Genomic DNA, 25371 nt, shown 5'->3' on the forward strand with positions numbered 1-25371 from the left:
AAAAATAAGCAATTGATTTTATATTTAGGTTGTTAATAAGATAATTGCTAAATAATGCCTTGGCTCCAACGAGAAAATTGCTCAATCCCCATCCTATTTAATATATAACGAAACCAAACACTGTAATTTTGTGGGTTTTTTTCAGTGTCTTGATAGAGTGTATCTAAAGAAACCCAACGATAATTCATCACTTCATCTGGATTGCTATGTGGTAATTCGTTACTAAACCCAAGAAATAGATGATCAAATTCATGCTCTATCAGATCATCTGTCACTTTTTCGTTATACAGAATAGTTCCAATAGATTGCATATCACATTGCATACCTAATTCTTCATCTAAACGACGATGAATAGCATCTGAAAGTAATTCGTTTGGAAGCGGATGACTACAACATGTATTTGCCCATAAACCACCAGAGTGATATTTAGATATTGCACGTTGCTGAATAAGTAATTGTTGTTTTGAATTAAAAATAAATATTGAAAAGGCTCGATGTAAGGCGCCTACAATATGAGCTTCAAGCTTTGGCATTGTTCCTAGCTCATTATCATTTTTATCTACGAGAATAACAGCGTCTTCCACAAGAAATCACCTTAATAAAATAATATATTGTTATAGCGTGAATATAACATGACTGTATATCAAATAACGATTTATTGTGTTGTCCTTTTTATGGCATCACAGTGATGATGCCTTTATTATAGTAATAAATACGTAGGTAATCTGCTTTTTTAAAATTATCTAAAAATAACTATTTGTTTTATATAAATTTAAAATAATGAATTTAAATGATTTAGGTAATGGCTATCAGAGAGTTTACTAGATTCATATTATGATGAGAGGTAAGATGAAATACTAATTCTGCTACTGTTTGTAGCAAAATCTAAAATAAAGGAATTTAGTTATGTCATCTATATTACCTCGCTCTGTAACCTCGCCAAAAAAAATTCTTTATTGGTAGCCAATTACTGTCTTCTGTCGGTAAATATGTAAAAGATTTTGGTGATAATGCATTTATTATTAGTGATGAGTTTTTTTTAGAAAAAGTAACTAAAGAAGCGGCTCCTTCTCTAAAAGAAAATGGTATTGTTTCACTGGTTGAAAAATTTAATTACGAATGTACTGAGGCAGAAGTTAATCGCCTTGGTAAAATCGCGGTTGAAAATAAAGCAAACGTTATTATTGGGATTGGAGGAGGTAAGACATTAGATGTGTCTAAAGCCGTTGCTTATTATCAACACATTCCTGTTATTTTATTCCCAACTATCGCTTCAACTGATGCACCTTGTACTGCATTATCTGTTTTATACAAAGAAAATGGTGAGTTTGATAAATACTTATTCTTACCACAAAATCCAGATGTTGTTATTGCTGATACCGCTATTATTGCATCAGCCCCACAACGCTTTTTCTCAGCAGGTGTTGGCGACGCCTTAGCAACTTACTTTGAAGCACGAGCTTGCTATCAAGCAGACGGCTTAAATTTAGTCAATCAACGTCCATCACGTACAGGCCTTGGTTTAGCACAACTTTGTTTTGAAATGTTAAGTGAAAACATTGATAAAGCAATGGATGCTATTCGCCACAAAATTACCACTCCTGCATTAGAGCAAACTATTGAAGCAACAATCTACCTAAGTGGCGTTGGTGCTGAAGCCGGTGGTTTAGCAGCTGCTCACGCAGTAAATAATGGTATGTCTGCTGTTGAGTCTTTACACCGAGTTCAACATGGTGAAAAAGTGGTATTCGGTTTATTAACTCAATTAGTGTTAGAAAATGCCCCACAAGAAGAAATTGATGAAGTGATCCGTATTATTAAAGCGGCAGAATTACCACTGACACTTGAAGATATGGGCATGAAAGAATTCATTGAAAGCGAATGGCGCACTGTTGCTAAAATCGCCTGTGCTGAAGGCGACACGATGGGTAATATGCCAATGAAAGTGACTGAAGAAGATGTTTATAATGCAATGATCGCAGCTAACGCATTGGCTCATCGTTATAAATAATTCTTAGTTTAGTAATGATTATCTTAAAACCCCAAATTGATTTTGGGGTTTTTCTTTACTCTAATGTTGGATTCATTTGGGTAAGATCGAACGGTGTTATCTGATAAACATAGTAGTTCAACCAATTAGCAAACAATAAATGTCCATGACTACGCCAAGAAGCGATAGGTTTTTTACTCGGATCATTATTAGGAAAATAGTTTTCGGGTAATTTAGGATCTAGCCCCGCTTTAACATCACGATGATATTCATCTGCTAGTGTATTGGGATCGTATTCTGGATGCCCAGTTGCAAAAACAACTCTTTTATCTTTTGATGCAAATAAATAAGCGCCAGCTTCTTCTGATGTTGCAAGGATCTCTAAATCAGTATTGTTTTGAATAAACTCGATAGGAAAACCAGCATAGCGAGAATGCGGAGCAAAGAAAGTCTCATCAAATCCGCGTGTTAACAGTGAAAATGGTGAGCAAGTGTTATGACTATATACGCCTGAAATTTTTTGTTCTAGCGTGTATTTAGGTAGGTCGTATAAGATATTCAATCCAGCTTGAGCAGCCCAACAAATAAAGAGTGTAGAAGTCACATGCTCTTTAGCCCACGTAATGACTTCTTTTATTTCATCCCAATAAGCCACATCTTCAAATTCAACTAGCCCTAATGGCGCACCCGTGACAATAAGCCCATCGAAATTTTGTTCTTTAATTTGGTCAAAATCACAATAGAAAGTATCGAGATGCTCTACCGGGGTATTTTTAGGAACACGAGAGTCAATACGCAATAATTGAATATCAATTTGAAGAGGGCTATTAGAAAGCAATCGTAGAAATTGATTTTCTGTTTCTATTTTTTTGGGCATTAAATTAAGGATAAGCACTTTTAATGGGCGAATATCTTGAATACTCGCTCTACTGGATGTCATAACAAAGACATTCTCTTTTTGTAAACAACGGACTGCGGGTAGCTCATCGGGCACTCTAATTGGCATTTCAATAACCTCTAAAATACATCTAGACATCTAGAAGCCTGAATTTATCTAATAACCTTTTAAATGTCGAGGTCTTCATGTGGTGTATGAAGAATATTCATATAAGAAAAAGCTATATAGCTAAAATCATCAAACATTAACATTCTTTTTTCCGTCTATTATCGATCTCTTCCAGATCCCTCGAATTATTTTGAAATTCTGATTTTTGTACAATAAAAAAACACCGATGTAATCACATTGTTAAAAATTATTTAAATAAAAATGGAATTCATTTTTGATTTTTGTGAAAACTGCATTAATCTTAATCAGGTGTGTAAAAGCTTTTAGGGGAATGCAGAATGTCACAATCGTTAACAACAGAAGAATTAAATTTTACGCAATCTTTTGGTGAACAGGAAAAGGATATATTAAATCATGATGTTAAGTGTTTTTTAACTGATTTAGTAAATCATTTCTCAGATAGACGCCATGCTTTATTAGTTGAAAGAGATAACTGGAAACACAGAGTTGATAATGGTGAACTTCCTAATTTTATTTCGGAATCAGATTCCATTATAAAATCAGAATGGAAAGTTAATCCAATACCTAAAGATCTTCAAGACCGTCGAGTGGAAATAACAGGGCCTGTTGATCGCAAAATGGTTATCAATGCACTAAATGCTAATGTGAAAGTCTTTATGGCGGATTTTGAAGACTCCTTAGCGCCTACATGGGACAAAGTAATTGATGGCCAGATCAATTTGCGTGATGCCGTCAAAGGCACTATTTCTTATACCAATGAACAAGGTAAATGTTATCAACTTAAAGCGTCACCTGCGGTATTGATTGCAAGAGTAAGAGGACTCCATCTTCCTGAGAAGCATGTGCTATGGCAAGGGAAGCCTATTGCAGGGGGATTATTTGATTTTGCTTTGTATTTTTACCATAACCACAAAGCCTTATTAGAAAAAGGGAGTGGCCCTTATTTTTACATTCCTAAATTGCAAACATGGCAAGAAGCTAAATGGTGGAGTGATGTTTTTCATTTCACTGAAAAGCGCTTTGGTTTAGCGACAGGAACCATTAAAGCCACAGTATTAATTGAAACCTTACCCGCTGTTTTTCAAATGGAAGAAATTCTTTTTCATATGAAAGAGCATATCGTTGGACTCAATTGTGGTCGTTGGGATTATATTTTTAGCTATATCAAGACATTAAAAAATTATCCTGATCGTGTATTACCTGATAGACAAGGGATCACGATGACTCAACCTTTCTTAAGTGCTTATTCACGTTTACTGATCCAGACTTGCCATAAACGAGGTGCGTTTGCGATGGGAGGAATGTCTGCATTTATCCCAAGTAGAGATCCTGAGCAAAATGGCATTATTTTGAAAAAGGTATTTGACGATAAAGAGTTTGAAGCAACAAATGGCCATGATGGCACTTGGATTGCTCACCCTGGTCTTGCTGAAACAGTATTAGCTGCTTTTGATCCTATTTTAGGATCTCGAAAAAACCAACTTGATGTTCAACGTAATGAAAAAATTACGGCAGAAATGTTATTAGCACCTTGTACAGGTGAACGTACAGAAAAGGGCATGAGAGCGAATATCCGTGTTGCTGTGCAATATATCGAAGCGTGGATTTCTGGTAATGGTTGCGTACCTATCTATGGATTAATGGAAGATGCAGCAACAGCGGAAATATCGCGTACCTCTATTTGGCAATGGATCCGCCATCAAAAAACACTGTCTGATGGGCAAGTCGTGACTAAAGATCTCTTTCGTAAGATGCTGAAAGAAGAGCTTGAAGTGATACACCAAGAAGTCGGTGATACTCGTTTTAAAGAAGGGCGTTTTAAAGAAGCGGCTTCTTTGATGGATAAGATTACAACCCAAGATGAATTAGTCGATTTTCTGACTTTACCGGGTTACCAACTTTTAAATTAAAAAAGATACGTCAAAGCGTATTTATAAACTGCAAACATCATCACTACCGTATTTATAGGAGCTGTTTTTATGACTATTAGTAGATCAGAGCAAATCGCCCAATTAGAGAAAGAGTGGGAACAACCTCGCTGGAAAGGCATTACCCGTCCTTATAGCGCTGAAGATGTCATTAAATTAAGAGGTTCGGTTAACCCAGAACATACCTTAGCAAGACGTGGCGCTCAAAGGCTTTGGTCATCATTAAATGGAAAATCGAAAAAGGGTTATGTTAACGCATTAGGTGCTTTAACTGGTGGGCAAGCGTTGCAACAAGCAAAAGCAGGGTTAGAAGCTGTTTACCTTTCAGGATGGCAAGTGGCTGCTGATGCTAACACCGCAGCAAGCATGTATCCTGATCAGTCGCTATATCCAGTTGATTCTGTTCCTAATGTTGTTCAACGTATTAATAATACGTTTAGACGAGCTGATCAAATTCAGTGGTCAAATGGTATTGGTCCTCAACATAAAGATTATATTGATTTTTTCCTTCCTATTGTGGCTGATGCGGAAGCAGGTTTTGGTGGAGTATTAAATGCCTTTGAATTAATGAAAGCAATGATTGAAGCTGGAGCGGCAGGTGTTCACTTTGAAGATCAATTAGCAGCAGTGAAAAAATGCGGTCATATGGGAGGAAAAGTATTAGTTCCGACTCAAGAGGCTGTACAAAAGCTTGTTGCTGCACGTTTGGCCGCTGATGTGTCTGATGTGCCAACATTACTTGTTGCCAGAACAGATGCTGATGCTGCCGATCTCTTAACTTCAGATTGTGATCCTTACGATAGTCCATTCTTAACAGGAAAACGTACTCCTGAAGGTTTCTTCTGTACCCATGCGGGTATTGATCAAGCTATTAGTCGTGGACTTGCTTATGCACCTTACGCTGATCTGGTGTGGTGTGAAACATCACTCCCTGATCTGAAAATGGCAGCTAAGTTTGCAGAAGCTATTCACGATAAATATCCCGGAAAAATGCTGGCTTATAACTGCTCGCCTTCTTTTAACTGGAAAAAGAACCTTGATGATCGCACGATCGCGCATTTCCAAGATGAGCTTTCCGCGATGGGATATAAATTCCAGTTTATTACTTTAGCGGGTATTCACAGCATGTGGTTTAACATGTTCGATCTGGCACATGATTATGCCAAGGGTGAAGGTATGAAACATTACGTTGAGAAGGTGCAAGAAAAAGAGTTTGCTGCACTTAATCAAGGCTACACCTTCTCCTCGCATCAGCAAGAAGTGGGAACAGGGTATTTCGATAAAGTGACCACGATTATTCAAGGTGGTATGTCTTCAGTGACGGCACTAACGGGCTCAACAGAAGAACAACAGTTTTAGGTTTCAGCGAACCACAAGTTTTAAAAATATCATTATCTATTTTTGTGGTGATAATTCAGGAGCAGGATGCTCCTCTTTTTCGTGAGGTTGTTAATGACGCCAGAAGATTTAATTGCTCAAACAATTTTACAAGGCTTTGATGCTCAATATGGTCGCTTCCTTGAGATAACCTCGGGGGCACAATATCGTTTTGAGCAAGCGGATTGGCATGGTGTTCAAATCGCGATGAAAGAGCGCATCCGTTTATACGATAATCATGTTGGATTAGTGGTTGAACAACTTAAGTGTATTCGGCATGATATTGATAAAGAAAGTCTTTTTCTACAAAGGGTGAAAGAAAACTATACGCAATTATTGCCCAATTACCCTCGGTTTGAGATCGCAGAGAGCTTTTTTAATTCTGTTTATTGTCGTCTGTTTTACCATCGTGAATTGAATAAAAAAAACCTATTTGTTTTTTCATCCCAACCCGCTTATCGCTTTACACAAGCACCTCGACCGTTATCAAAACAGTTTGTTATTCAGAGTGATTTACCCACATTACTGCAAGACATTTTATCACGCTTACCTTTGCGACTACCGTGGCAAAATAAACAACGCGACATTCACTCTATTTGTAGTGTACTTATCGCTCAATTCTCTTCTGAACAATTGCAGAGTGCGGTATTTCATATCGCAAACGAACTCTTTTATCGTAATAAAGCGGCTTGGTTGATTGGCAAAATAGTGATTAATAATCAATATATTCCATTCTTATTGCCTATTCATAATGTTGAGCAGCAATTACTGATTGATACCTGCCTTATCTCAGCAGATGAAGCGAGTATTGTCTTTGGTTTTGCCCGTTCTTATTTTATGGTTTATGCCCCATTTCCTGCGGCATTAGTTGCATGGTTAAGAGATATATTACCAAGCAAATCTATCGCTGAGCTTTATATGTCAATAGGGTGTCAAAAACACGGTAAAACAGAATACTATCGTGAATACCTCGCCTTTATGAATTTTTCATCGGAGCAATTTATTGAAGCGCCTGGTGTGAAAGGTATGGTGATGTTGGTATTTACATTACCCACTTATGATCGTGTTTTTAAAGTGATCAAAGACAAGTTTGCACCACAAAAAACGATCACTGTGGAGCGTGTAAAAGAGTGCTATCAATTAGTTAAAGAGCACGATCGCGTCGGACGAATGGCAGATACCCAAGAGTTTGAGAATTTTATGATCGATAAGAAAAGAATTAGCCCTGAATTAATGGCTGTTTTTGAACAAGAGATCCCAAATAAGCTAGAAGATCTAGGTGATAAAATACTGATCCGTCACCTTTATATGGAACGGAGAATGATACCGCTCAATATCTATATGGAACAGTGCGATGACAATCAACTTAAAGCTGTTGTTGAAGATTACGGGCAAGCGTTGAAAGAGCTTATTGCAGCGAATATTTTTCCCGGTGATATGCTGTTTAAAAACTTTGGTGTAACTCGGCATCATCGTGTGATTTTCTATGACTATGATGAAATTAGTTATATGACAGATATGAATTTTCGGGCGATCCCTCCTGCTCGCTACCCTGAAGATGAATTAGCGAGCGAGCCTTGGTATAGCGTTGCACTCAATGATGTATTTCCTGAAGAATTTCGCTATTTTCTATGTAGTGATAAGCGAGTTTGTCACTATTTTGAAGCTCAACATCGTGAGCTTTTATCACCAGAATATTGGCAACAGCAACAGCAAAAAATTAAAGAAGGGTATATCGAAGATGTTTATGCCTATTCCCAAACTAAGCGATTTACTTAATAAATTGCCCTAGGAAAAGATAAAAATAAAGATAGGTACAAGGGGATACCTACCTTTATTGGATAAAACCTATTTTTGTACAGAGATAATTAACGCTGAGTACCCGCAACAGCTTCTTTAGCTAATTCAGTAATGCGTTGGAAATCACCTGCTTTCACTGCATCATTAGGCACTAACCAAGAACCACCAATACAAAGTACACTCTCAAGTGCAAGGTAGTTACGGTAGTTTTCTGGTGAAATACCGCCAGTTGGGCAGAAGCGAATTGTTGAGAATGGCCCTGCAATTGCTTTTAATGCCTTAACACCACCATTAGCTTCCGCTGGGAAAAATTTAAATTCATTTAAACCGTAGCTCATTCCCAGCATTAATTCGGAAACTGTTGAAATCCCTGGAATTAAAGGAATAGTTCCCGCAACAGCCGCTTTGAGTAATGCTTCTGTTAATCCTGGGCTAATAGCAAATTGAGCACCCGCTTCAGTAACTTGCGCTAATTGTTGAGGATTAATTACCGTCCCCGCGCCAACAATAGCTTCAGGAACTTCTTTTGCAATACGGCGGATAGCTTCAATTGCACATTCTGTACGTAATGTCACTTCTAAGACTTTTACACCACCAGCGACTAAAGCTTTTGCAATAGGGACTGCATCATCAATATGGTTGATAACAATAACCGGAACAACAGGCCCTGATTTTAGTACAGACTCTGCACTTGTATTCCAATGATCCATGATTGTATTTCCTAATCAGAAAGTGGTGAGCAAATAAATTTAATTTGCTCCTCGTTAAGCCTCAAAACTTGTCTACATTAAAAATCAATGCAACAAGCACCTTGTTCAGCACCTGATAAATGACGGCGTAAATTAATGAATAACTCACGACCACAGCCTGTATTATTGGCACTTAAATCAGGGATTTCATCTTGGCGAGCATTTAATGTTTGCTCATCGACAAGCAACGTTAACTCACCTGTTTTACCATTAACACGAATGATATCACCATCACGTACTTTGGATAATAAACCACCATTTACAGCTTCTGGTGTAACATGAATTGCGGCGGGAACTTTACCTGATGCGCCTGAAAGTCGACCATCTGTAACTAATGCGACTTTGTATCCTTTATCCATTAACACCCCTAACGGTGGCATTAGTTTATGTAATTCAGGCATCCCATTGGCTTGTGGCCCTTGATAACGCACAACGACCACACAATCTTTATTTAACTCACCATCTTCAAATTTAGCGGCAATATCATGTTGGCTATTAAAAATAACAGCAGGCGCTTCGATAATTTTATTCTCATCAGGTACCGCAGAGGTTTTCATTACAGCTCTACCTAAGTTACCTTGCATTACTTGTGTACCACCGTGTGATGAGAATGGTGTATTGATATCAGCAATCACATCTTTATCTAAAGAGCTTATCGCACCTTCACGCCAATCAAGTTTGCCGTCATTTAACCAAGGCTCTAAGGTATAGCGTTCAATACCAAATCCAGCAACAGTGTTTACATCACGATGAATTAAGCCTTTTTTCAGTAATTCACGAATGATGAGAGCAACCCCTCCAGCCGCTTGGAATTGGTTAATATCAGCAGGACCATTAGGATAAATGCGAGCAATAAGTGGCACAACTTGCGAAAGTTCAGAGAAATCATCCCAATTAATAATAATACCTGCTGCACGAGCCATTGCGACTAAGTGCATAGTGAGATTAGTGGAACCACCTGTTGTTAACAGGGCAATAATGCCATTTACAATCACTTTCTCATCAACTAATTGACCTATAGGGAGATAGTTACCAGCGTTTTCTGTGAGACGCACAATTTGGCTAGCGGCTGCGTCAGTCAATGCATCACGCAATGGCGTATTAGGATGCACAAAAGAAGCGCCAGGTAAATGTAACCCCATTATTTCCATCACCATTTGGTTGGAATTTGCTGTGCCATAAAAGGTACAAGTCCCAATACTATGATAAGAAGCAGCTTCCGCTTCTAACAAGGCATTACGATCTACTTTACCTTCAGCATAAAGCTGGCGAATACGGACTTTTTCTTTATTGGGTAAGCCGCTAGTCATAGGGCCCGCAGGAACAAAAATAGCAGGAAGATGACCAAAAGAGAGTGCAGCCATCGCTAATCCGGGAACGATTTTATCGCAGATCCCTAAATACAGAGCACCATCAAACATATTATGGGATAAACCCACTGCCGCTGACATTGCAATCACATCACGACTAAGGAGTGATAACTCCATGCCATCTTGACCCTGAGTGACACCATCGCACATTGCAGGAACACCGCCTGCCACTTGTCCCACGGCACCAACAGCATGTAATGCTTTTTTAATTTTTTGAGGATAATCTTCATACGGCTGATGAGCTGACAACATATCATTGTAAGCAGTGATAATGGCAATATCATTATGAACCATATTTTTCAGGCGATTTTTATCATCGGTCTGACAAGCCGCGAAACCATGAGCCAAATTACCACAAGCAAGTTGAGCACGATGTACTGTTTGGCTTTTTGCGGCTTCAATTTTTTTCAGATAAGCACGACGAGTCGATTGTGAACGAGCGACAATACGCTCTGTAACCTGTTTTACTGTTTCATTTAGAGGTGCAAAATCGTTCTGAAAATGGTCATGATCTTTAGGGTTCATAATGATGCTTCCTTTATTCACACAAGGGTGATGAGCTTTACTATTGGCTATAAAAAGAGAATATAAGTATTAGCTATAGTATTTGTTACCGGTAACATTGTTACGGGTAACAAGCAGAGTTGCAATACTCTTAATGCACCTTAAACAACATCTGTGATCAGCATCAATTTTTTAAGGGGAGAAATAACAGTTTTTTAATATTTAACGGAAATAAAGTGTAAAAGCGGTCATTTTAAAAAACTGAATCGGTTTAATTGCGGAGATACCTTCCTCATTACTTTGCAATGAGGAAGGTGAAAGAGGGCGAATTAACTTTTTACGCCACCGTATTCACGGCTAATTTGTTTTGCTGCTTTTATCACCATCGCACCCAATTCAGTGATACGAGAATCCGTCATTCTAGACACAGGACCTGAAAGCGAAATTGCGGCAAAAGGCTGGTGGTGTTCATCATAAATACAGGCACCAATACAGCGTAAGCCTAAAGCATGCTCTTCATCATCGAAAGAGAAGCCTTGTTTGCGGGCTTGTTCTAAATTTTCTTTTAAGGATGAAGGAAGTGTTCGTGTATGAGGGGTATAAGCCATTAGGCCTTTTTTCTGGAGCAAAGGCAGTAATTTATTTTCTGGTAAAGTGGAAAGAAACGCTTTACCCGCACCCGATGCGTGCATGGGTAATTTACCGCCAATAGGTGCAGACATTCGCATTAACGCATTACATTGCACTTGATCGACAATCACCGCATCAAATTCAATTTGGTCAAGAATTGCCAAATTTACCGTTTCACCTGAGTCTTCCATTAATTGACGTAAGATGGGGTGAACCATAACAAGTAAGTTACGGGTTTGCAGAAAACTACTGCCGACAATAAAGGCGTGTGTACCTACAACCCATAAGCCTAAATCTCCGACTTGGCGAACAAAACCATGTTGTTGAAGTGTAGTGAGTAGGCGGTGTGTTGTGGAATTGGGTAACCCAGCTTGAAAGGCTAAATCAGTTAGGGCGATACCACCTGGAGATTCGGAAATATATTCCAATAATGTCAGTCCACGACTTAATGACTGAACAGGGCCTCCTTGTGCGGTGCTTTGAGTGGCAGTTGTTTTCGTCTTACGCACTTTTTTATTTGTAGGGGAAACTGTCATGCATACACTCCAGAAATGCTATCCATATTAATATCTATTATGAACTATCTCGTGTAATAAAACTCCTCTGATCACCGCATTTTTCAAAACAAAATGTGTGATAAGAAATATTACTGTAATGGGATTTATCGCTAAGTGAAAATCTCTCATCTTCGTCTTAGAAATCTTTATAAAAAGATATGGTAGGATAAAAAAACAACGAAATAACAATAAAGAAAACAAGAACAAAAACATTCTCTATTAAGAGGGAACAACGTGGCAAACATAAAGCAACAACTGACGGAAGCATTAGCAAAACGTATCTTAGTACTTGATGGTGCAATGGGTACAATGATCCAACAATATCAACTGACAGAAGCCGATTATCGAGGTGAGCGTTTTGCTGATTGGCGTTGTGATGTCAAAGGGAATAATGATCTTTTAGTTTTAACTCAACCGCAAATTATTGCCGATATTCATAATGCTTATTTTCAAGCAGGCGCTGATATTGTTGAAACCAACACCTTTAACTCGACATCTATCGCGATGGCGGATTATCAGATGGAGTCGCTTTGTTTCGAACTTAATGAAGAAGCGGCAAAATTAGCTAAAGCCTGTGCAGATAAATGGAGTGCCTTAACACCAGATAAACCTCGCTATGTCGCGGGTGTTTTGGGGCCAACCAATAGAACTGCCTCAATATCCCCAGATGTTAACGATCCAGCTTTTCGTAACGTTTCATTTGATAAGCTGGTGGAAGCTTATCGAGAAGCAACGCGCGGATTAATTACAGGCGGTGTTGATCTAATTATGGTCGAAACTATTTTCGACACACTAAATGCGAAAGCGGCTATTTTCGCCATTAAATGTGAATTTGAATCACTCAATATTGAGTTACCTGTGATGATCTCCGGCACCATTACGGATGCATCAGGAAGAACATTAACAGGTCAAACAACAGAAGCGTTCTATCACTCTTTACGCCATGCGGATGCGCTTTCATTTGGCTTAAATTGTGCTTTAGGCCCTAAAGAATTACGCCAATATATTCAAACACTTTCACAAATTTCTGAAACCTATGTCAGTGCTCACCCTAATGCTGGTTTGCCTAACGCCTTTGGAGGCTATGATTTAGATGCCCAAGAGATGGCTGAGCAAATTAAAGAGTGGGCACAAGCTGGTTTTCTCAATATTGTAGGAGGTTGTTGTGGAACCACTCCTGCGCATATTCTCGCCATTTCACAAGCGGTAGAAGGCATTGCACCAAGAGTATTACCTTCCTTGAAAAAAGCATGTCGTCTTTCAGGTCTTGAACCATTAGTCATTGATGAAAATTCACTGTTTGTGAATGTGGGCGAAAGAACCAACGTTACAGGTTCTGCTAAATTTAAGCGCTTGATAAAAGAAGGTAATTACCAAGAAGCGTTAGATGTTGCACGTCATCAAGTTGAAAACGGTGCTCAAATCATTGATATCAACATGGATGAAGGCATGCTAGATGCCGTCGAAGCAATGACACGTTTTCTTAATCTCATTGCGGGTGAGCCTGATATTGCCAAAGTGCCTGTGATGATTGACTCCTCCAAATGGGAAGTGATCGAAGAAGGTCTAAAGTGTATTCAAGGCAAAGGTATTGTTAACTCAATTTCGATGAAAGAGGGTGAAGTTCCTTTTCTTGAGCATGCTAGATTGGTGCGTAAATATGGTGCTGCTGTTGTCGTTATGGCGTTTGATGAAGTAGGGCAAGCGGATACCCGAGAACGCAAAATTGAAATTTGTCGCCGAGCTTATCAGTTATTGACCGAGCAAGCGGGTTTTCCTCCTGAAGATATTATTTTTGATCCTAATATATTTGCCGTCGCAACAGGTATTGCAGAACATAATAATTATGCCGTTGATTTTATTGAAGTCTGTGCGGATATTAAATCTCAACTGCCTTATGCCTTAATTTCTGGTGGGGTATCTAACGTTTCATTCTCATTTAGAGGTAACGATCCTGTTCGTGAAGCTATTCACTCTGTTTTTCTCTATTACGCAGTAAAAAATGGTATGGATATGGGGATTGTCAATGCGGGACAACTCGCCATTTATGACTCACTACCTGATGAACTGCGTAACGCAGTTGAAGATGTCATTTTAAATCGTCATGAAGAGAGCACAGATAATTTATTAGCATTGGCAGAGCGTTATCGTGGCACTAAAAGTGATGAGCAAAATCATCAGCTTGCCGAATGGAGACAGTGGAATGTTGAGAAACGTTTAGAATACGCCTTAATTAAAGGGATCACCGAGTTTATTGTTGAAGATACAGAAGCTTGTCGCCAACAAGCATCAAGCCCTATTGAAGTGATTGAAGGGCCATTGATGAATGGTATGAATACCGTCGGTGATTTATTCGGTGAAGGCAAAATGTTTTTGCCTCAAGTTGTGAAATCAGCAAGAGTGATGAAACAAGCCGTTGCTTATCTTGAGCCTTATATCCAAGCGACAAAACAGGCAGGAACTTCCGCAGGTAAAATTTTACTCGCCACAGTGAAAGGTGATGTTCACGATATTGGTAAAAATATTGTCGGTGTGGTTTTGCAGTGCAATAACTATGAAATTATCGACTTAGGTGTAATGGTGCCTTGCGATAAAATTTTGCAAACAGCGATTGATGAAAAAGTCGATATTATTGGTCTTTCAGGGCTGATCACACCTTCACTTGATGAGATGGTGAATGTTGCTAAAGAGATGGAAAGGCGCGGTTTTTCTTTACCATTAATGATTGGTGGAGCAACAACGTCTAAAGCGCATACTGCAGTAAAAATAGAACCTAATTATAGTCATCCTACTGTTTATGTTCAAAATGCTTCAAGAACTGTAGGTGTTGTTGCTGCACTATTATCTGAAACACAAAAAGCCGATTTTGTTGCTAGAACGCGTCGTGAATATGACGTTGTACGCCAGCAATACGCCAGAAAAAAACCTCGTACTCCTCCTGTTTCTTTAGAGGTTGCGCGAAAAAATGCACTACAAATTGATTGGCAAAATTACACACCACCAAAGCCCAATCAATTAGGAGTGCAAGAGATCACGGCAAGTATTGAAACCTTGCGTGAATATATCGATTGGACGCCTTTCTTTATGACGTGGTCTTTAGCGGGGAAATATCCGCGTATTTTAGAAGATGATGTGGTTGGTGAAGAAGCAAAGCGTGTATTTGCCGATGCAAATGCGATGCTGGACAAATTAAGTCGTGAAAAATTATTAACACCTAAAGGGATTATGGGGCTATTCCCTGCCAATCGTCTGGGTGATGATATTGTGATTTATCAAGATGAAAGCCGCCAACAAGTACTTTTGAAAAGCTGTCATTTACGTCAACAAACGGAGAAAAATGATTTTCCTAATTACTGCTTAGCCGATTTTATTGCCCCTGTTGAAAGTGGTGTTGCTGACTATTTTGGTGCTTTCGCAGTCACGGGCGGATTAGAAGAAGATACTCTGGCGAATGCTTATGATAATGCCCATGATGACTACAATAAAATCATGGTAAAAGCGTTATCAGATAGATTAGCAGAGGCCTTTGCTGAATATCTTCACCAACGGGTCAGAACAAAGATTTGGGGTTATAGCGCGGATGAAAACCTCTCTAATGACGAACTTATTCGAGAGAAATATCAAGGAACTCGGCCTGCGCCGGGGTATCCTGCTTGTCCTGAGCACACAGAAAAAGCAAAAATTTGGCAATTACTTGATGTTGAAAATCGCATTGGAATGAAACTGACAGATGCTTATGCCATGTGGCCTGGCGCTTCAGTATCGGGCTGGTATTTTAGTCATCCTGACAGTAAATATTTCGCCGTTGCTCAAATTCAAAAAGATCAGGTTGAAGATTACGCAAAACGTCGAGAAATGAGTGTGAGTGAAGTTGAACGTTGGTTAGCGCCTAATTTAGGGTATGAGTCTTAGTTTATTTTTGTTTTCAGATCTCAATAATGTAATAAATAGTGAGGGGATAGCAATATCTCCTTGTTATTTCCTCTAGCCGTTCTCATTAAAGATGTTTAAGCTATAAGCCTGTATCAGAAAAAAGGACATTACAATGAGCTATACTTTGTACCTTCAGAAAACACCACCTGCTGGCGCTGAGGTGCCGTTTCCTTCTTTAGCAAAAGGAAATTATCCATTAAGTGAAGTTTTAATTAATGCTTTTTTAAATCTGATGCAACTAACAGGAAACTTAGATACTGATGCTGTTTTAGATGAAAAAGCATTTGATAAAATTTGGCTAAAAGCAGAAATGACGCCTGCACGAATCGAAGAAGTCGGGGACTATATTTATCATAAAACTCCGACTTCCCCAGAGCCTGTTGAAGAAGAAATAGCATTATTTAAGCAGGCAATGAAAGAAGAAGAAGCGTTGCTTGCTCAAGAGAGTAAAAAAGAAGGGAATATCCCTATTCATAAATTCGCTACTAATGATGGTTGGATTGTCACACCGAAAGAGTGTGAGATTATTGCTTCTACACTTACTGCTAACTTGTTGGAAGATAACCGGCTTTTTGTTGAAAAAATTGCAAAGATGTCTCATATTGCGCATCGTTCTCTAGAAATTGCCTTAATTGATTTTGGTAAGTTTAATCAATTTGCTAAGAAATATGGTGGTTATCGGGTGTATTAAAAATAAAGAGCTTCTTAGTAAGAAGCTCTTTAAAATAAAATTATTGAGTATAATGGCTGGTCTTATTAATTAATGCTAGGTGCTTATCTATTCTTAACGATGTAGTCGGTGTTTGTTTGAAATTTGGCGATAGGTATTCTTGAATAATTTCTATAAAACTTTCCTTTATATTCTTAAGGTTTTCAGAATATTTTGCTATTTCGGTATTTTCATTAAGACTAATTAATTTTTCAATGTTATTTTTATTAATATAATTTAAAATATTATCTTTTTTTTCTTGATATGTTTTTTTTATTTCTTCATTAATAATGTTATCTGAACTAATTAATCTTTCAAAATTTAAAGATATCTGTTCTATTGTTTCTTTAATTAAATATTCATTATTTTTAGTATTTTGTATGAAATTAGTCAATTCAGTATCTGATTGTATTTTCTTATTCAAAGAATTCACATGATATATTGATTTTTCGTTTTTCTGTTTAGCGCTTTGTAACATTGTGTTATTCGTGTTTTGGGTTGATGTTATACTTCCATTTAAGTCATTATTTACTTCTTTTATATAAGGAATGAAATTTGTTTGGGTGATCCTTAAGTGATTAAAACTACCTATTTTTTTCATTGAGATATCCATATTTTTTAATAAAGTGAGGTTGTAGTTTAAAAAAATATAAATGGAGTATCTTTAATAGATAAAGCATTTTTAATAAAGAGTATGAAATATAAAAGAGAAATAATTTCTTATCTCTCTTTTATATATTGATAATTCGTTATTAATTAAAACAATGTATCATGTAATTTACGCACAATATTATCCGCATCTTTGCCATCAACTAATAAACATAAATTGTGAGTACTTGCACCATGGCTTATCATACGAATATTATAATTTTCTAATGTGCCGAAAATTTTAATACCTAAACCATTCACCTGTGAAAGTGAATTACCAATCACAGCAACTAATGCTAGATCTTCTTCTACTTCAACACGGCATAATGCGGATAATTCAGTTAAGAGTGCATTGGTTAATAAACTCCCCGATGCGTTGGTAGTGCCAGTTGTATCAAGTGTTAACGCAATGCTCACTTCTGATGTGGTTATCACATCAACAGAGATATGATGGCGCGATAAAATAGTAAATATCTCTGCTAAAAAACCTCGTGCATGAAGCATTTTCAGGCTGTGTAATGTGAGTAAAGTTTGTTTTCTACGTAGTGCAATTGCGCGGAATACAGGTGGATTTTCTGTTTGAGCACAAACTAATGTACCGCCTTCTTCAGGGGCTTTGCTAGACCCCACAAACACGGGAATCCCACTACGTACAGCGGGTAATAATGTGGCAGGGTGTAAAATTTTAGCGCCAAAGGTGGCCATTTCAGCCGCTTCATCAAAGGCAATTTGATCAATACGATGTGCCTCTGGCACTATTCTTGGATCGGTACTGTAAATGCCTGGTACATCCGTCCAAATATCCACACGAGACATTTCGAGTGCTTCACCAATAAGTGCAGCCGTATAGTCACTACCACCACGACCGAGTGTTGTGGTTCTCCCTTTAGGCTCTTGACCAATAAAACCTTGTGTGACGATGACAGTTTCTTCCAAACGAGGCTGAATAAGGCTTTGTGTTAGTGCTGTTAACTGCACCATATCGGGCTCTGCATGACAAAATAGATCATTCGTTTTCATCACTTTTCTGACATCAAACCAATCTGCCTGTATGCCTTTTTCACGTAATAATTCAACAAATAGCAAGGTTGACATTAATTCACCGTGACTGACTAATTCGTCTGTCAATGCATCTGATGTGGCAAGTGAAGCAGCTTCAGAGAGCATCTCAATATTTTCAAGCAGACGATTTATTTCTTGAGAAATAATTTCTGGTTGAGAAAGCTGGTTGATAATTGCGTACTCAATATCACGAACTTGTGAGAGTAAAGCCTCTCGTTGTGAAGGCTCTGTACCTGCTGCAAGCTCAATTAACAAATTAGTAATGCCGGCAGATGCCGAAAGAACCACGACACGAACTGACTTTTGTTTCAGGATAATATCTGCGCATTTTTCCATTGCTGAAAAGTTAGCAACACTGGTGCCACCAAATTTAGCGATAGTGTATGGCGATGATGAAGATGAAGGCGTAGCAGTATTATCAGTCATTGTCGTATTCCTTTAGGCAAAAATGAGATGTTGGACACACTTAGGAATATCGGTTATTAAGTAGAGAGTCAATGCAGAGTGAAGAATAATCAATTTAATTAATAATCAGCTCCACATTATCGGTTTTACCTATGTAAGTAATTAGTACTAGATTTATTGAATGGTTTTGACCAATATCATCAAATGAGAAAGAATTGACTGTAACTATTAAATGTCAGGCTACAATCTGAGAATATTAGATTGTAATCTTAAGAGAGTATTGTGAATGAAAAATGTAAACCCAACCCAAACCCTAGCCTGGAAGGCATTAGAAAACCATTTTTCGGTGATCAAAGATACCGAGATGAAAACACTGTTTGCTCAGGAACCATCACGCTTTGAGCAATTTTCAAAAACGTTTTCAGACCAAATTCTAGTGGATTTTTCAAAAAACCGTATTACGAAAGAAACATTAGAAAAATTGCAGGCTTTGGCTAAGGAATGTGACGTTAAAGGTGCGATAAATAGCATGTTTACGGGTGAAAAAATCAACCGTACTGAAGATCGTGCTGTATTGCATACTGCATTACGTAATCGTAGCAATACTCCCGTCATCGTTGATGGCAAAGATGTTATGCCTGAAGTTAATGCTGTACTGAATAAAATGAAAACATTCAGTGAGCGCATTATTAGTGGTGAATGGAAAGGTTATACAGGCAAGGCAATTACTGATGTTGTGAATATTGGTATCGGTGGTTCTGATCTTGGCCCTTATATGGTGACAGAAGCATTACGTCCATATAAAAACCATCTTACTATGCATTTTGTTTCTAATGTTGATGGTACGCATATCGCAGAAACACTGAAAAAATGTGATCCTGAAACGACGCTATTCCTTATTGCATCAAAAACCTTTACTACACAAGAAACCATGACAAATGCGCATTCAGCAAGAGATTGGTTCTTAGCCTCAGCTAAAGAAAGTGCATTTGTCGCTAAACACTTTGTGGCGTTATCCACAAACAGCACAGAAGTAGCTAAATTTGGTATTGATACTGCCAATATGTTTGAGTTTTGGGATTGGGTTGGTGGTCGTTATTCATTATGGTCAGCAATTGGTTTATCTATCGCATTATCTGTTGGTTATGACAATTTTGAGCAATTGCTGGAAGGTGCTCATGCAATGGATAATCACTTTAGAACAACAGATGCTGAAAATAACATCCCAATGATCCTCGCTCTGATTGGCATTTGGTATAACAATTTTTTTGGCACAGAAACTGAAGCGATTCTGCCATACGATCAATACATGCATCGCTTTGCGGCTTACTTCCAACAAGGCAATATGGAATCGAATGGTAAGTATATTGATCGTGATGGAAACAAAGTGAGTTATCAAACGGGCCCTATCATTTGGGGGGAACCGGGTACAAACGGACAACATGCGTTTTACCAACTGATCCACCAAGGTACAAAAATTATCCCTTGTGATTTTATTGCGCCTGCAATTAGCCATAACCCACTATCCGATCATCACGCAAAATTGATGTCTAACTTTTTTGCTCAAACCGAAGCTCTCGCTTTTGGTAAAACGCGTGAGCAAGTTGATGCTGAATTTGCCGCAGCAGGAAAAGATCCTAAGACTATGGGATATGTTGCCCCTTTTAAAGTGTTCGAAGGTAACCGCCCAACTAACTCTATTCTGTTAAAAGAAATTACGCCTTATTCATTAGGTGCATTGATTGCAATGTATGAACATAAAATCTTTGTACAAGGTGTTATTTTCAATATCTTCACCTTTGACCAATGGGGTGTTGAATTAGGCAAACAACTGGCTAATCGTATTCTTCCTGAGTTAAAAGGTAAGGAAAGTGTTAACAGCCATGATAGCTCAACAAATAATCTGATTAATCGTTATAAAGCATGGCGTTAATCGAATAAACTGAATATAAGTAGTTGGTTAGATAGAAAGGAGGTTTTTATGACCTCCTTTGTTTTTTGATTGTTTAGTGCTCCATCTGATTTTCTTTTAACGCTTTTTTAGATTATTTATGCGAAATGTTATCAGCTTTTAACTTCCCTTAGTCACATCATGATATCCTTACGCATCATGACTCATACTAGTTAGGATCATCAAAGCGTGATGATGAATAAATGTTCAAAAAATCAATAATTACCCCTGCACCTATCCATTGGCTACCCAGTGAGGAACATGCAAGTATTCAAGAAAGTACATTAAGTTGGTTAATGGAATTAGGCTCCATGACAAGGCGATTTGAACAATATTGCCAAAAAGTCACCGTAATGCCTTATCAAGAAGGGTTTATTGACATTATTGAGCCCGCTGACGAAAGAGCGTGTTTACCCAAAAGTCAGCGTTATTGGTTAAGAGAAGTGGTATTGTGTGGTGACGATATTCCTTGGTTATTAGGGCGGACGTTAGTACCAGAAGAGACATTGACAGGCGAAGACAGAAAACTGGTCAATCTAAGAACCGTTCCACTTGGGCGTTATCTGTTTCAGGAAACAACATTAAGCCGTGATTTTATTCATATCGGGCAACAAAATGGGTATTGGCTACGCCGTTCTCGTTTCCAGCTTTCAGATAAACCTTTATTATTAACCGAGATGTTTCTACCTGCATCACCAGTGTATGAGAAGTAATTAGGGGGAGCTAAAATTGGAGGGAAGTATGACGCAAAGTAAATGGCAAGCATATAGCCGTTTAATGCGTATAGATAAACCTATCGGAGCGCTATTATTACTTTGGCCAACTTATTGGGCTTTATGGATTGCCGCTAAAGGTTTTCCTGATTGGCATATTCTGATTGTCTTTACTATTGGCGTGTTCTCTATGCGTGCCGCTGGGTGTGTAATAAACGACTTTGCTGACCGGAAAATTGATGGCAGTGTTGAACGAACTAAAAATCGACCATTACCTAGTGGAGCTGTGACAGAAAAAGAGAGCAAAATTCTATTTATCGTTTTGGTACTCTTGTCCTTTGCATTAGTTTTAACACTTAATACTATGACTATTTGGCTCTCTGTGGCAGGGCTTGCACTGGCGTGGTTTTATCCTTTCGTTAAACGGTTTAGTAATTTACCCCAGCTTATTTTAGGTATGGCTTTTGGCTGGTCAATCCCTATGGGATTTGCTGCTGTTTCTGAAAGTTTGCCATTAGTGTGTTGGTTATTATTCCTTGTCAATATTATCTGGTCTGTAGTTTATGATACACAATATGCCATGGTTGATCGTAATGATGATATAAAAATTGGGGTTAAATCTACCGCCATTTTATTCGGTCGTTATGACAAAATTATTATCGGTATTTTACAACTGGTGATGTTGGCATTATTAGTGGGTATCGGTATTTTGCTGAATCTGAAAGGTATCTACTACTGGTCGCTATTGTTAGTAACAGCGCTGTTTATTTATCAGCAGAAACTTATTGCAGAGCGTGAAAGAGCGCCGTGTTTCCAAGCTTTTATGAATAATAACTATGTTGGTTTTGTTTTATTTGCGGGCATTTTATTTAGTTATTTTTAACGGATCATAAGTGCTAAATGGTTCTCTACAATCGAGTAGAAACAAAAAGGGATAAGCAATGCGCTTATCCCTTTTCTATTTCGGTTATGGCTCTATTTACTGATTATTCATCAGCTTTAGGCTCACTTTTTTCGTCAATAGTTTGTACTGAATTGTTATCTTCAGTGATCCCCACGCTTTCAATGGTTAAGCGAATTTCTGGTGACATTAATTTTGCAATCACTTGGTAAAGGGCAGATGCATCTGCTTTGAGAATATCTTCATTATCATTGAGATACCCTTCTTCACGTAGCGTTGAAACTAAAGTAGAGAATACCGCTTTATCAAAGAACTCAGGTGCGTTGATACCATGCAAGACTGAAAGACGTTGTGCCAAGATACGGCTCTCTTTCTCCAATAATGCACGACTAATTTCGGGTGCAAAATTGAGTAAGGAGAGTGTAATACCATAGCGTTGTAATGTTTCTCTGACGCTGGCGGCTAAAAGCTGTAATGGACGAATACGCGCTGGGTTGATACGTAGTAAGCCATCACTATCAGAACAAATCAGGCGTTGACGGCACAATTCTGCAATCAAAGTATTAATGACTTCAGGGAGTTCTTCTTTCTCATAACGAATAAATAGTTCCGCTTTAATAAGAGGGAAGATTAGCTCAACTTGTTTCATTAAATCATCACGATGGATTTTTTCATGATGTAAGATGATGCTGGCAATTAATGACGGAGTGATCATTAAGTGGATTGTGTTATTACGGTAATAAGTCATTAATACCGCGCTTTCACGAGGAAGTACCACAATATCACCCAGACTGTCTTTTTCGACTTGGAATTTATCTGATTGTAGAGCGTGTTCTAATAAGGTTTCAGCATTTTTATCAGACACAATCATATCTGCCGAATAAGGCACATTGCGTAATAATTGCAGATAACAATCGACTTGCTCTAACAGTTGCTCTCTTGTGAGTGCGCGCTGACGTGATGCCAGCAAGGCTGTTGAAACAAGGTTGATCGCATTAATCGATGCTGCATTATTGATATGAACCATAATGTTATCAGCTAGTGCGCTTACTGCTGGGTTCAACCAACTTGGACGCTGTGGCTCAATGGGATCAATATCATCACGCCATTGTGGTACAGCCTGATTTAAGTATTGTACAACAGAAATCGGCTCACCAAAGTTCACATAGCCTTGACCAAGGTTACGTAATTTACGTAATCCTCTGACCATCTGCATAAAACCTTCTTTCTCTTTTGTTGCTCCACGTAACTCTTTGGCATAGGTTGCCACTTCCATTACGTGCTCATACCCAATGTAAATTGGAACAACAGAGATAGGGCGTGTTTCACCGCGTAACATGGCTTGTACCGTCATTGAAAGTGTCCCTGTTTTAGGATCTAACAATCGACCTGTACGAGAGCGTCCACCTTCAACAAAATATTCAATGGAGTAGCCTCGTGTAAATAGCTCACCTAAATATTCGCGGAAAATGGTGGAGTAAAGCTTGTTACCTTTAAAGGTTCTTCGGATAAAGAATGCCCCTAAACGGCGGAAAATCGGACCTGCTGGCCAGAAGTTGAGGTTAATACCTGCCGCAATATGTGGGGGTACTAAACCTTGGTGATAAAGCACATAAGAAAGCAGCAAGTAGTCCATGTGGCTACGGTGACAAGGAACATAAACGATTTCATGCCCATCTTGCGCGAGTTTACGCACGCGTTCGGCATTATAAACGTTAATACCTTGGTAGAGCTTATTCCATGTCCAACTTAATACACGATCACTAATACGCACCGCTTCATATGAGAAATTAGCTGCAATTTCTTCCATGATATCAGTGGCATTTTTACGTGCTTTATCAAGTGAGATTTTCTTCGCTTTTGATTCATCTTCAATTGCTTTTTCAATGGCTTTCGATGAAAGCAATTTATTGAAGAGATCTTGGCGTGCTGGCAATTTAGGGCCAACTGCCGCTAAACGCTGACGTGAAAAATGGATACGCGCAACGCGAGCGAGTTTTCGAGCTATACTGGTGTCAGTGCCGTGTTCGTTCGCCATTTCACGCATTGATACAGTGGGTGAAAAACGAACAAAACTATCACGACCTAACCAGAGGATAGCGATAAATTTTTGGATACCGTTAAGCACACGTAAATGTGGAACACCATTATGGCCTTCACGACCTGGAGAGCGTCCAAACATCACAGAAACTGGCAACATCTCAATATCAAGATGTGGGTTATTACGATGTGCATCAAGATAAGCGTGGAATGTCTTCACGGAATCTTTTCGAGGATCGGGCGAGTAGTAACGGAATACTCTTGGGCCGTCATCAATAAAGACGTATGCAGGAAGTTTTGTTCCGCCTATTTCAATAGGTTGCAGTGGATCTGGCAATCCTAATGATAGACATTGCTGTCTTAAAGTCAGTAAGTCCGCCTTGGAATGATAAGGCAGAACATAAAGAAAAGATCGCGACGTATCTAATCCTAATTCAGTGATAGGGTTAGTCGGAACTCGTTTGCTTTTTACCAGTAATTTTAGTGGTAAATTCAATGTGTTATAATATAGTTTACGCCAAGCTGACATAAATAGTTGTAGCCTCTTATTAGCAATACTTCGAAAGCATAACAGAAAGTCTTTCGTAGATCTGTGGTGCTGTGACAATATTAATAGAGAAAAGTGGCAAAATAATCGTTTGTTTTCGATAGAGTTTATTATGGCTAATCAAAATAAAGGTCTTACCCGAATCATTAAAGCTGGTGGCTATTCATACAAAGGCATTCGTGCCGCTTGGACTAATGAAGCCGCTTTTAGACAAGAAGCTATTGTGACCTTGGTTGCAATTATCCTTTCATTTTTCATCGATGTCAGTGGTCTAGAGCGCATTTTACTCATTGGTTCCGTTGTGTTGGTTGTGATCTTGGAACTGGTAAATAGTGCAATAGAAGCCGTTGTCGATCGAATTGGATCTGAATACCACGAATTATCTGGACGTGCAAAAGATATGGGTTCTGCCGCCGTTCTGATTGCTATTATATTGGGATTATTTACTTGGGTAACCATTCTTTGGGGGCATTTCTTCGCATAAAGTTAAAAAATTCGATTTTTGTCGAAAAATAATCCAAAGATGCGTG

18 protein-coding genes are annotated in these 25371 nt (G+C 38.5%); 10 read left to right on the forward strand and 8 right to left on the reverse strand.

All coding sequences use genetic code 11. From position 1 onward, the window contains the following. Window positions 1–47 precede the first annotated feature (47 nt). Window positions 48–584: an isopentenyl-diphosphate Delta-isomerase gene (gene idi / locus ACNARN_RS15680; RefSeq protein ID WP_198620624.1), complete on the reverse strand. Its 537-nt coding sequence runs from the start codon at window positions 582–584 to the stop codon at window positions 48–50. Window positions 585–970: 386 nt separating this feature from the next. Between idi and ACNARN_RS15685 the strand changes: the two genes are divergently transcribed. Then, complete coding sequence (locus ACNARN_RS15685) at window positions 971–2011, forward strand: glycerol dehydrogenase (protein ID WP_416304708.1); 1041 nt, start codon at window positions 971–973, stop codon at window positions 2009–2011. A gap of 55 nt (window positions 2012–2066) precedes the next feature. Here ACNARN_RS15685 and metA read toward each other — a convergent pair whose 3' ends face one another. Then, window positions 2067–2996 carry a homoserine O-acetyltransferase MetA gene (gene metA, locus ACNARN_RS15690; RefSeq protein ID WP_198620632.1) on the reverse strand — a complete coding sequence of 310 codons (930 nt, stop codon included), beginning with the start codon at window positions 2994–2996 and terminating at the stop codon, window positions 2067–2069. A gap of 338 nt (window positions 2997–3334) precedes the next feature. Here metA and aceB point away from each other — a divergent pair, with 338 nt between their 5' ends. The 3 genes from aceB (at window position 3335) to aceK (ending at window position 8101) form a co-directional block, all read left to right on the forward strand. Further along, entirely contained in the window at window positions 3335–4927 is a 1593-nt protein-coding gene (aceB, locus tag ACNARN_RS15695; protein WP_416304661.1) for a malate synthase A, read from the forward strand. Window positions 4928–4996: 69 nt separating this feature from the next. Beyond that, window positions 4997–6304 (forward strand): isocitrate lyase, encoded by a 1308-nt coding sequence (aceA, locus tag ACNARN_RS15700; protein WP_109373146.1) that lies wholly within the window; start codon window positions 4997–4999, stop codon window positions 6302–6304. Between the two features lie 87 nt (window positions 6305–6391). Beyond that, window positions 6392–8101, forward strand: a complete 1710-nt coding sequence (gene aceK, locus ACNARN_RS15705; protein ID WP_416304709.1) for a bifunctional isocitrate dehydrogenase kinase/phosphatase — start codon at window positions 6392–6394, stop codon at window positions 8099–8101. An 89-nt stretch (window positions 8102–8190) separates the two neighbouring features. On the opposite strand, the gene ACNARN_RS15710 is transcribed toward aceK, so the two are convergent. From ACNARN_RS15710 to iclR, 3 genes are all read right to left on the reverse strand, one after another. Then, a complete protein-coding gene (locus ACNARN_RS15710; RefSeq protein WP_198620621.1) occupies window positions 8191–8832 on the reverse strand; it encodes a bifunctional 4-hydroxy-2-oxoglutarate aldolase/2-dehydro-3-deoxy-phosphogluconate aldolase in 642 nt (213 codons plus the stop codon). Window positions 8833–8909: 77 nt separating this feature from the next. Next, window positions 8910–10766: a phosphogluconate dehydratase gene (edd, locus tag ACNARN_RS15715; RefSeq protein WP_416304662.1), complete on the reverse strand. Its 1857-nt coding sequence runs from the start codon at window positions 10764–10766 to the stop codon at window positions 8910–8912. A gap of 308 nt (window positions 10767–11074) precedes the next feature. After that, a complete protein-coding gene (iclR, locus tag ACNARN_RS15720; RefSeq protein WP_075673076.1) occupies window positions 11075–11911 on the reverse strand; it encodes a glyoxylate bypass operon transcriptional repressor IclR in 837 nt (278 codons plus the stop codon). 255 nt (window positions 11912–12166) lie between these two features. On the opposite strand from iclR, the gene metH reads away from it, so the two are divergent. Beyond that, on the forward strand, window positions 12167–15844 hold the full coding sequence (gene metH, locus ACNARN_RS15725; protein ID WP_416304663.1) for a methionine synthase: 3678 nt from the start codon (window positions 12167–12169) through the stop codon (window positions 15842–15844). Window positions 15845–15977: 133 nt separating this feature from the next. Continuing rightward, the gene (locus tag ACNARN_RS15730) at window positions 15978–16556 is read left to right on the forward strand and encodes a hypothetical protein (RefSeq protein WP_232797642.1); all 579 of its coding nucleotides are present in this window, start codon (window positions 15978–15980) and stop codon (window positions 16554–16556) included. Window positions 16557–16596: 40 nt separating this feature from the next. Here the strand turns inward: ACNARN_RS15730 and ACNARN_RS15735 are convergent, their stop codons facing one another. After that, on the reverse strand, window positions 16597–17175 hold the full coding sequence (locus ACNARN_RS15735) for a hypothetical protein (protein WP_311748518.1): 579 nt from the start codon (window positions 17173–17175) through the stop codon (window positions 16597–16599). Between the two features lie 155 nt (window positions 17176–17330). Next, window positions 17331–18710, reverse strand: a complete 1380-nt coding sequence (lysC, locus tag ACNARN_RS15740; protein ID WP_416304664.1) for a lysine-sensitive aspartokinase 3 — start codon at window positions 18708–18710, stop codon at window positions 17331–17333. 265 nt (window positions 18711–18975) lie between these two features. On the opposite strand from lysC, the gene pgi reads away from it, so the two are divergent. The 3 genes from pgi (at window position 18976) to ubiA (ending at window position 22236) form a co-directional block, all read left to right on the forward strand. Further along, a complete protein-coding gene (pgi, locus tag ACNARN_RS15745) occupies window positions 18976–20622 on the forward strand; it encodes a glucose-6-phosphate isomerase (protein WP_416304665.1) in 1647 nt (548 codons plus the stop codon). A 221-nt stretch (window positions 20623–20843) separates the two neighbouring features. Next, entirely contained in the window at window positions 20844–21353 is a 510-nt protein-coding gene (gene ubiC, locus ACNARN_RS15750; RefSeq protein WP_023583078.1) for a chorismate lyase, read from the forward strand. A gap of 28 nt (window positions 21354–21381) precedes the next feature. Then, window positions 21382–22236: a 4-hydroxybenzoate octaprenyltransferase gene (gene ubiA / locus ACNARN_RS15755; RefSeq protein WP_100159029.1), complete on the forward strand. Its 855-nt coding sequence runs from the start codon at window positions 21382–21384 to the stop codon at window positions 22234–22236. Between the two features lie 103 nt (window positions 22237–22339). On the opposite strand, the gene plsB is transcribed toward ubiA, so the two are convergent. Beyond that, the gene (gene plsB / locus ACNARN_RS15760; protein ID WP_416304666.1) at window positions 22340–24823 is read right to left on the reverse strand and encodes a glycerol-3-phosphate 1-O-acyltransferase PlsB; all 2484 of its coding nucleotides are present in this window, start codon (window positions 24821–24823) and stop codon (window positions 22340–22342) included. 130 nt (window positions 24824–24953) lie between these two features. Between plsB and ACNARN_RS15765 the strand changes: the two genes are divergently transcribed. Then, window positions 24954–25325 (forward strand): diacylglycerol kinase, encoded by a 372-nt coding sequence (locus tag ACNARN_RS15765; RefSeq protein ID WP_198620630.1) that lies wholly within the window; start codon window positions 24954–24956, stop codon window positions 25323–25325. Window positions 25326–25371: the final 46 nt, after the last annotated feature.

Origin of the sequence: Proteus sp. TSJ240517, assembly GCF_047921575.1 — a bacterium.
Taxonomy (GTDB): domain Bacteria; phylum Pseudomonadota; class Gammaproteobacteria; order Enterobacterales; family Enterobacteriaceae; genus Proteus.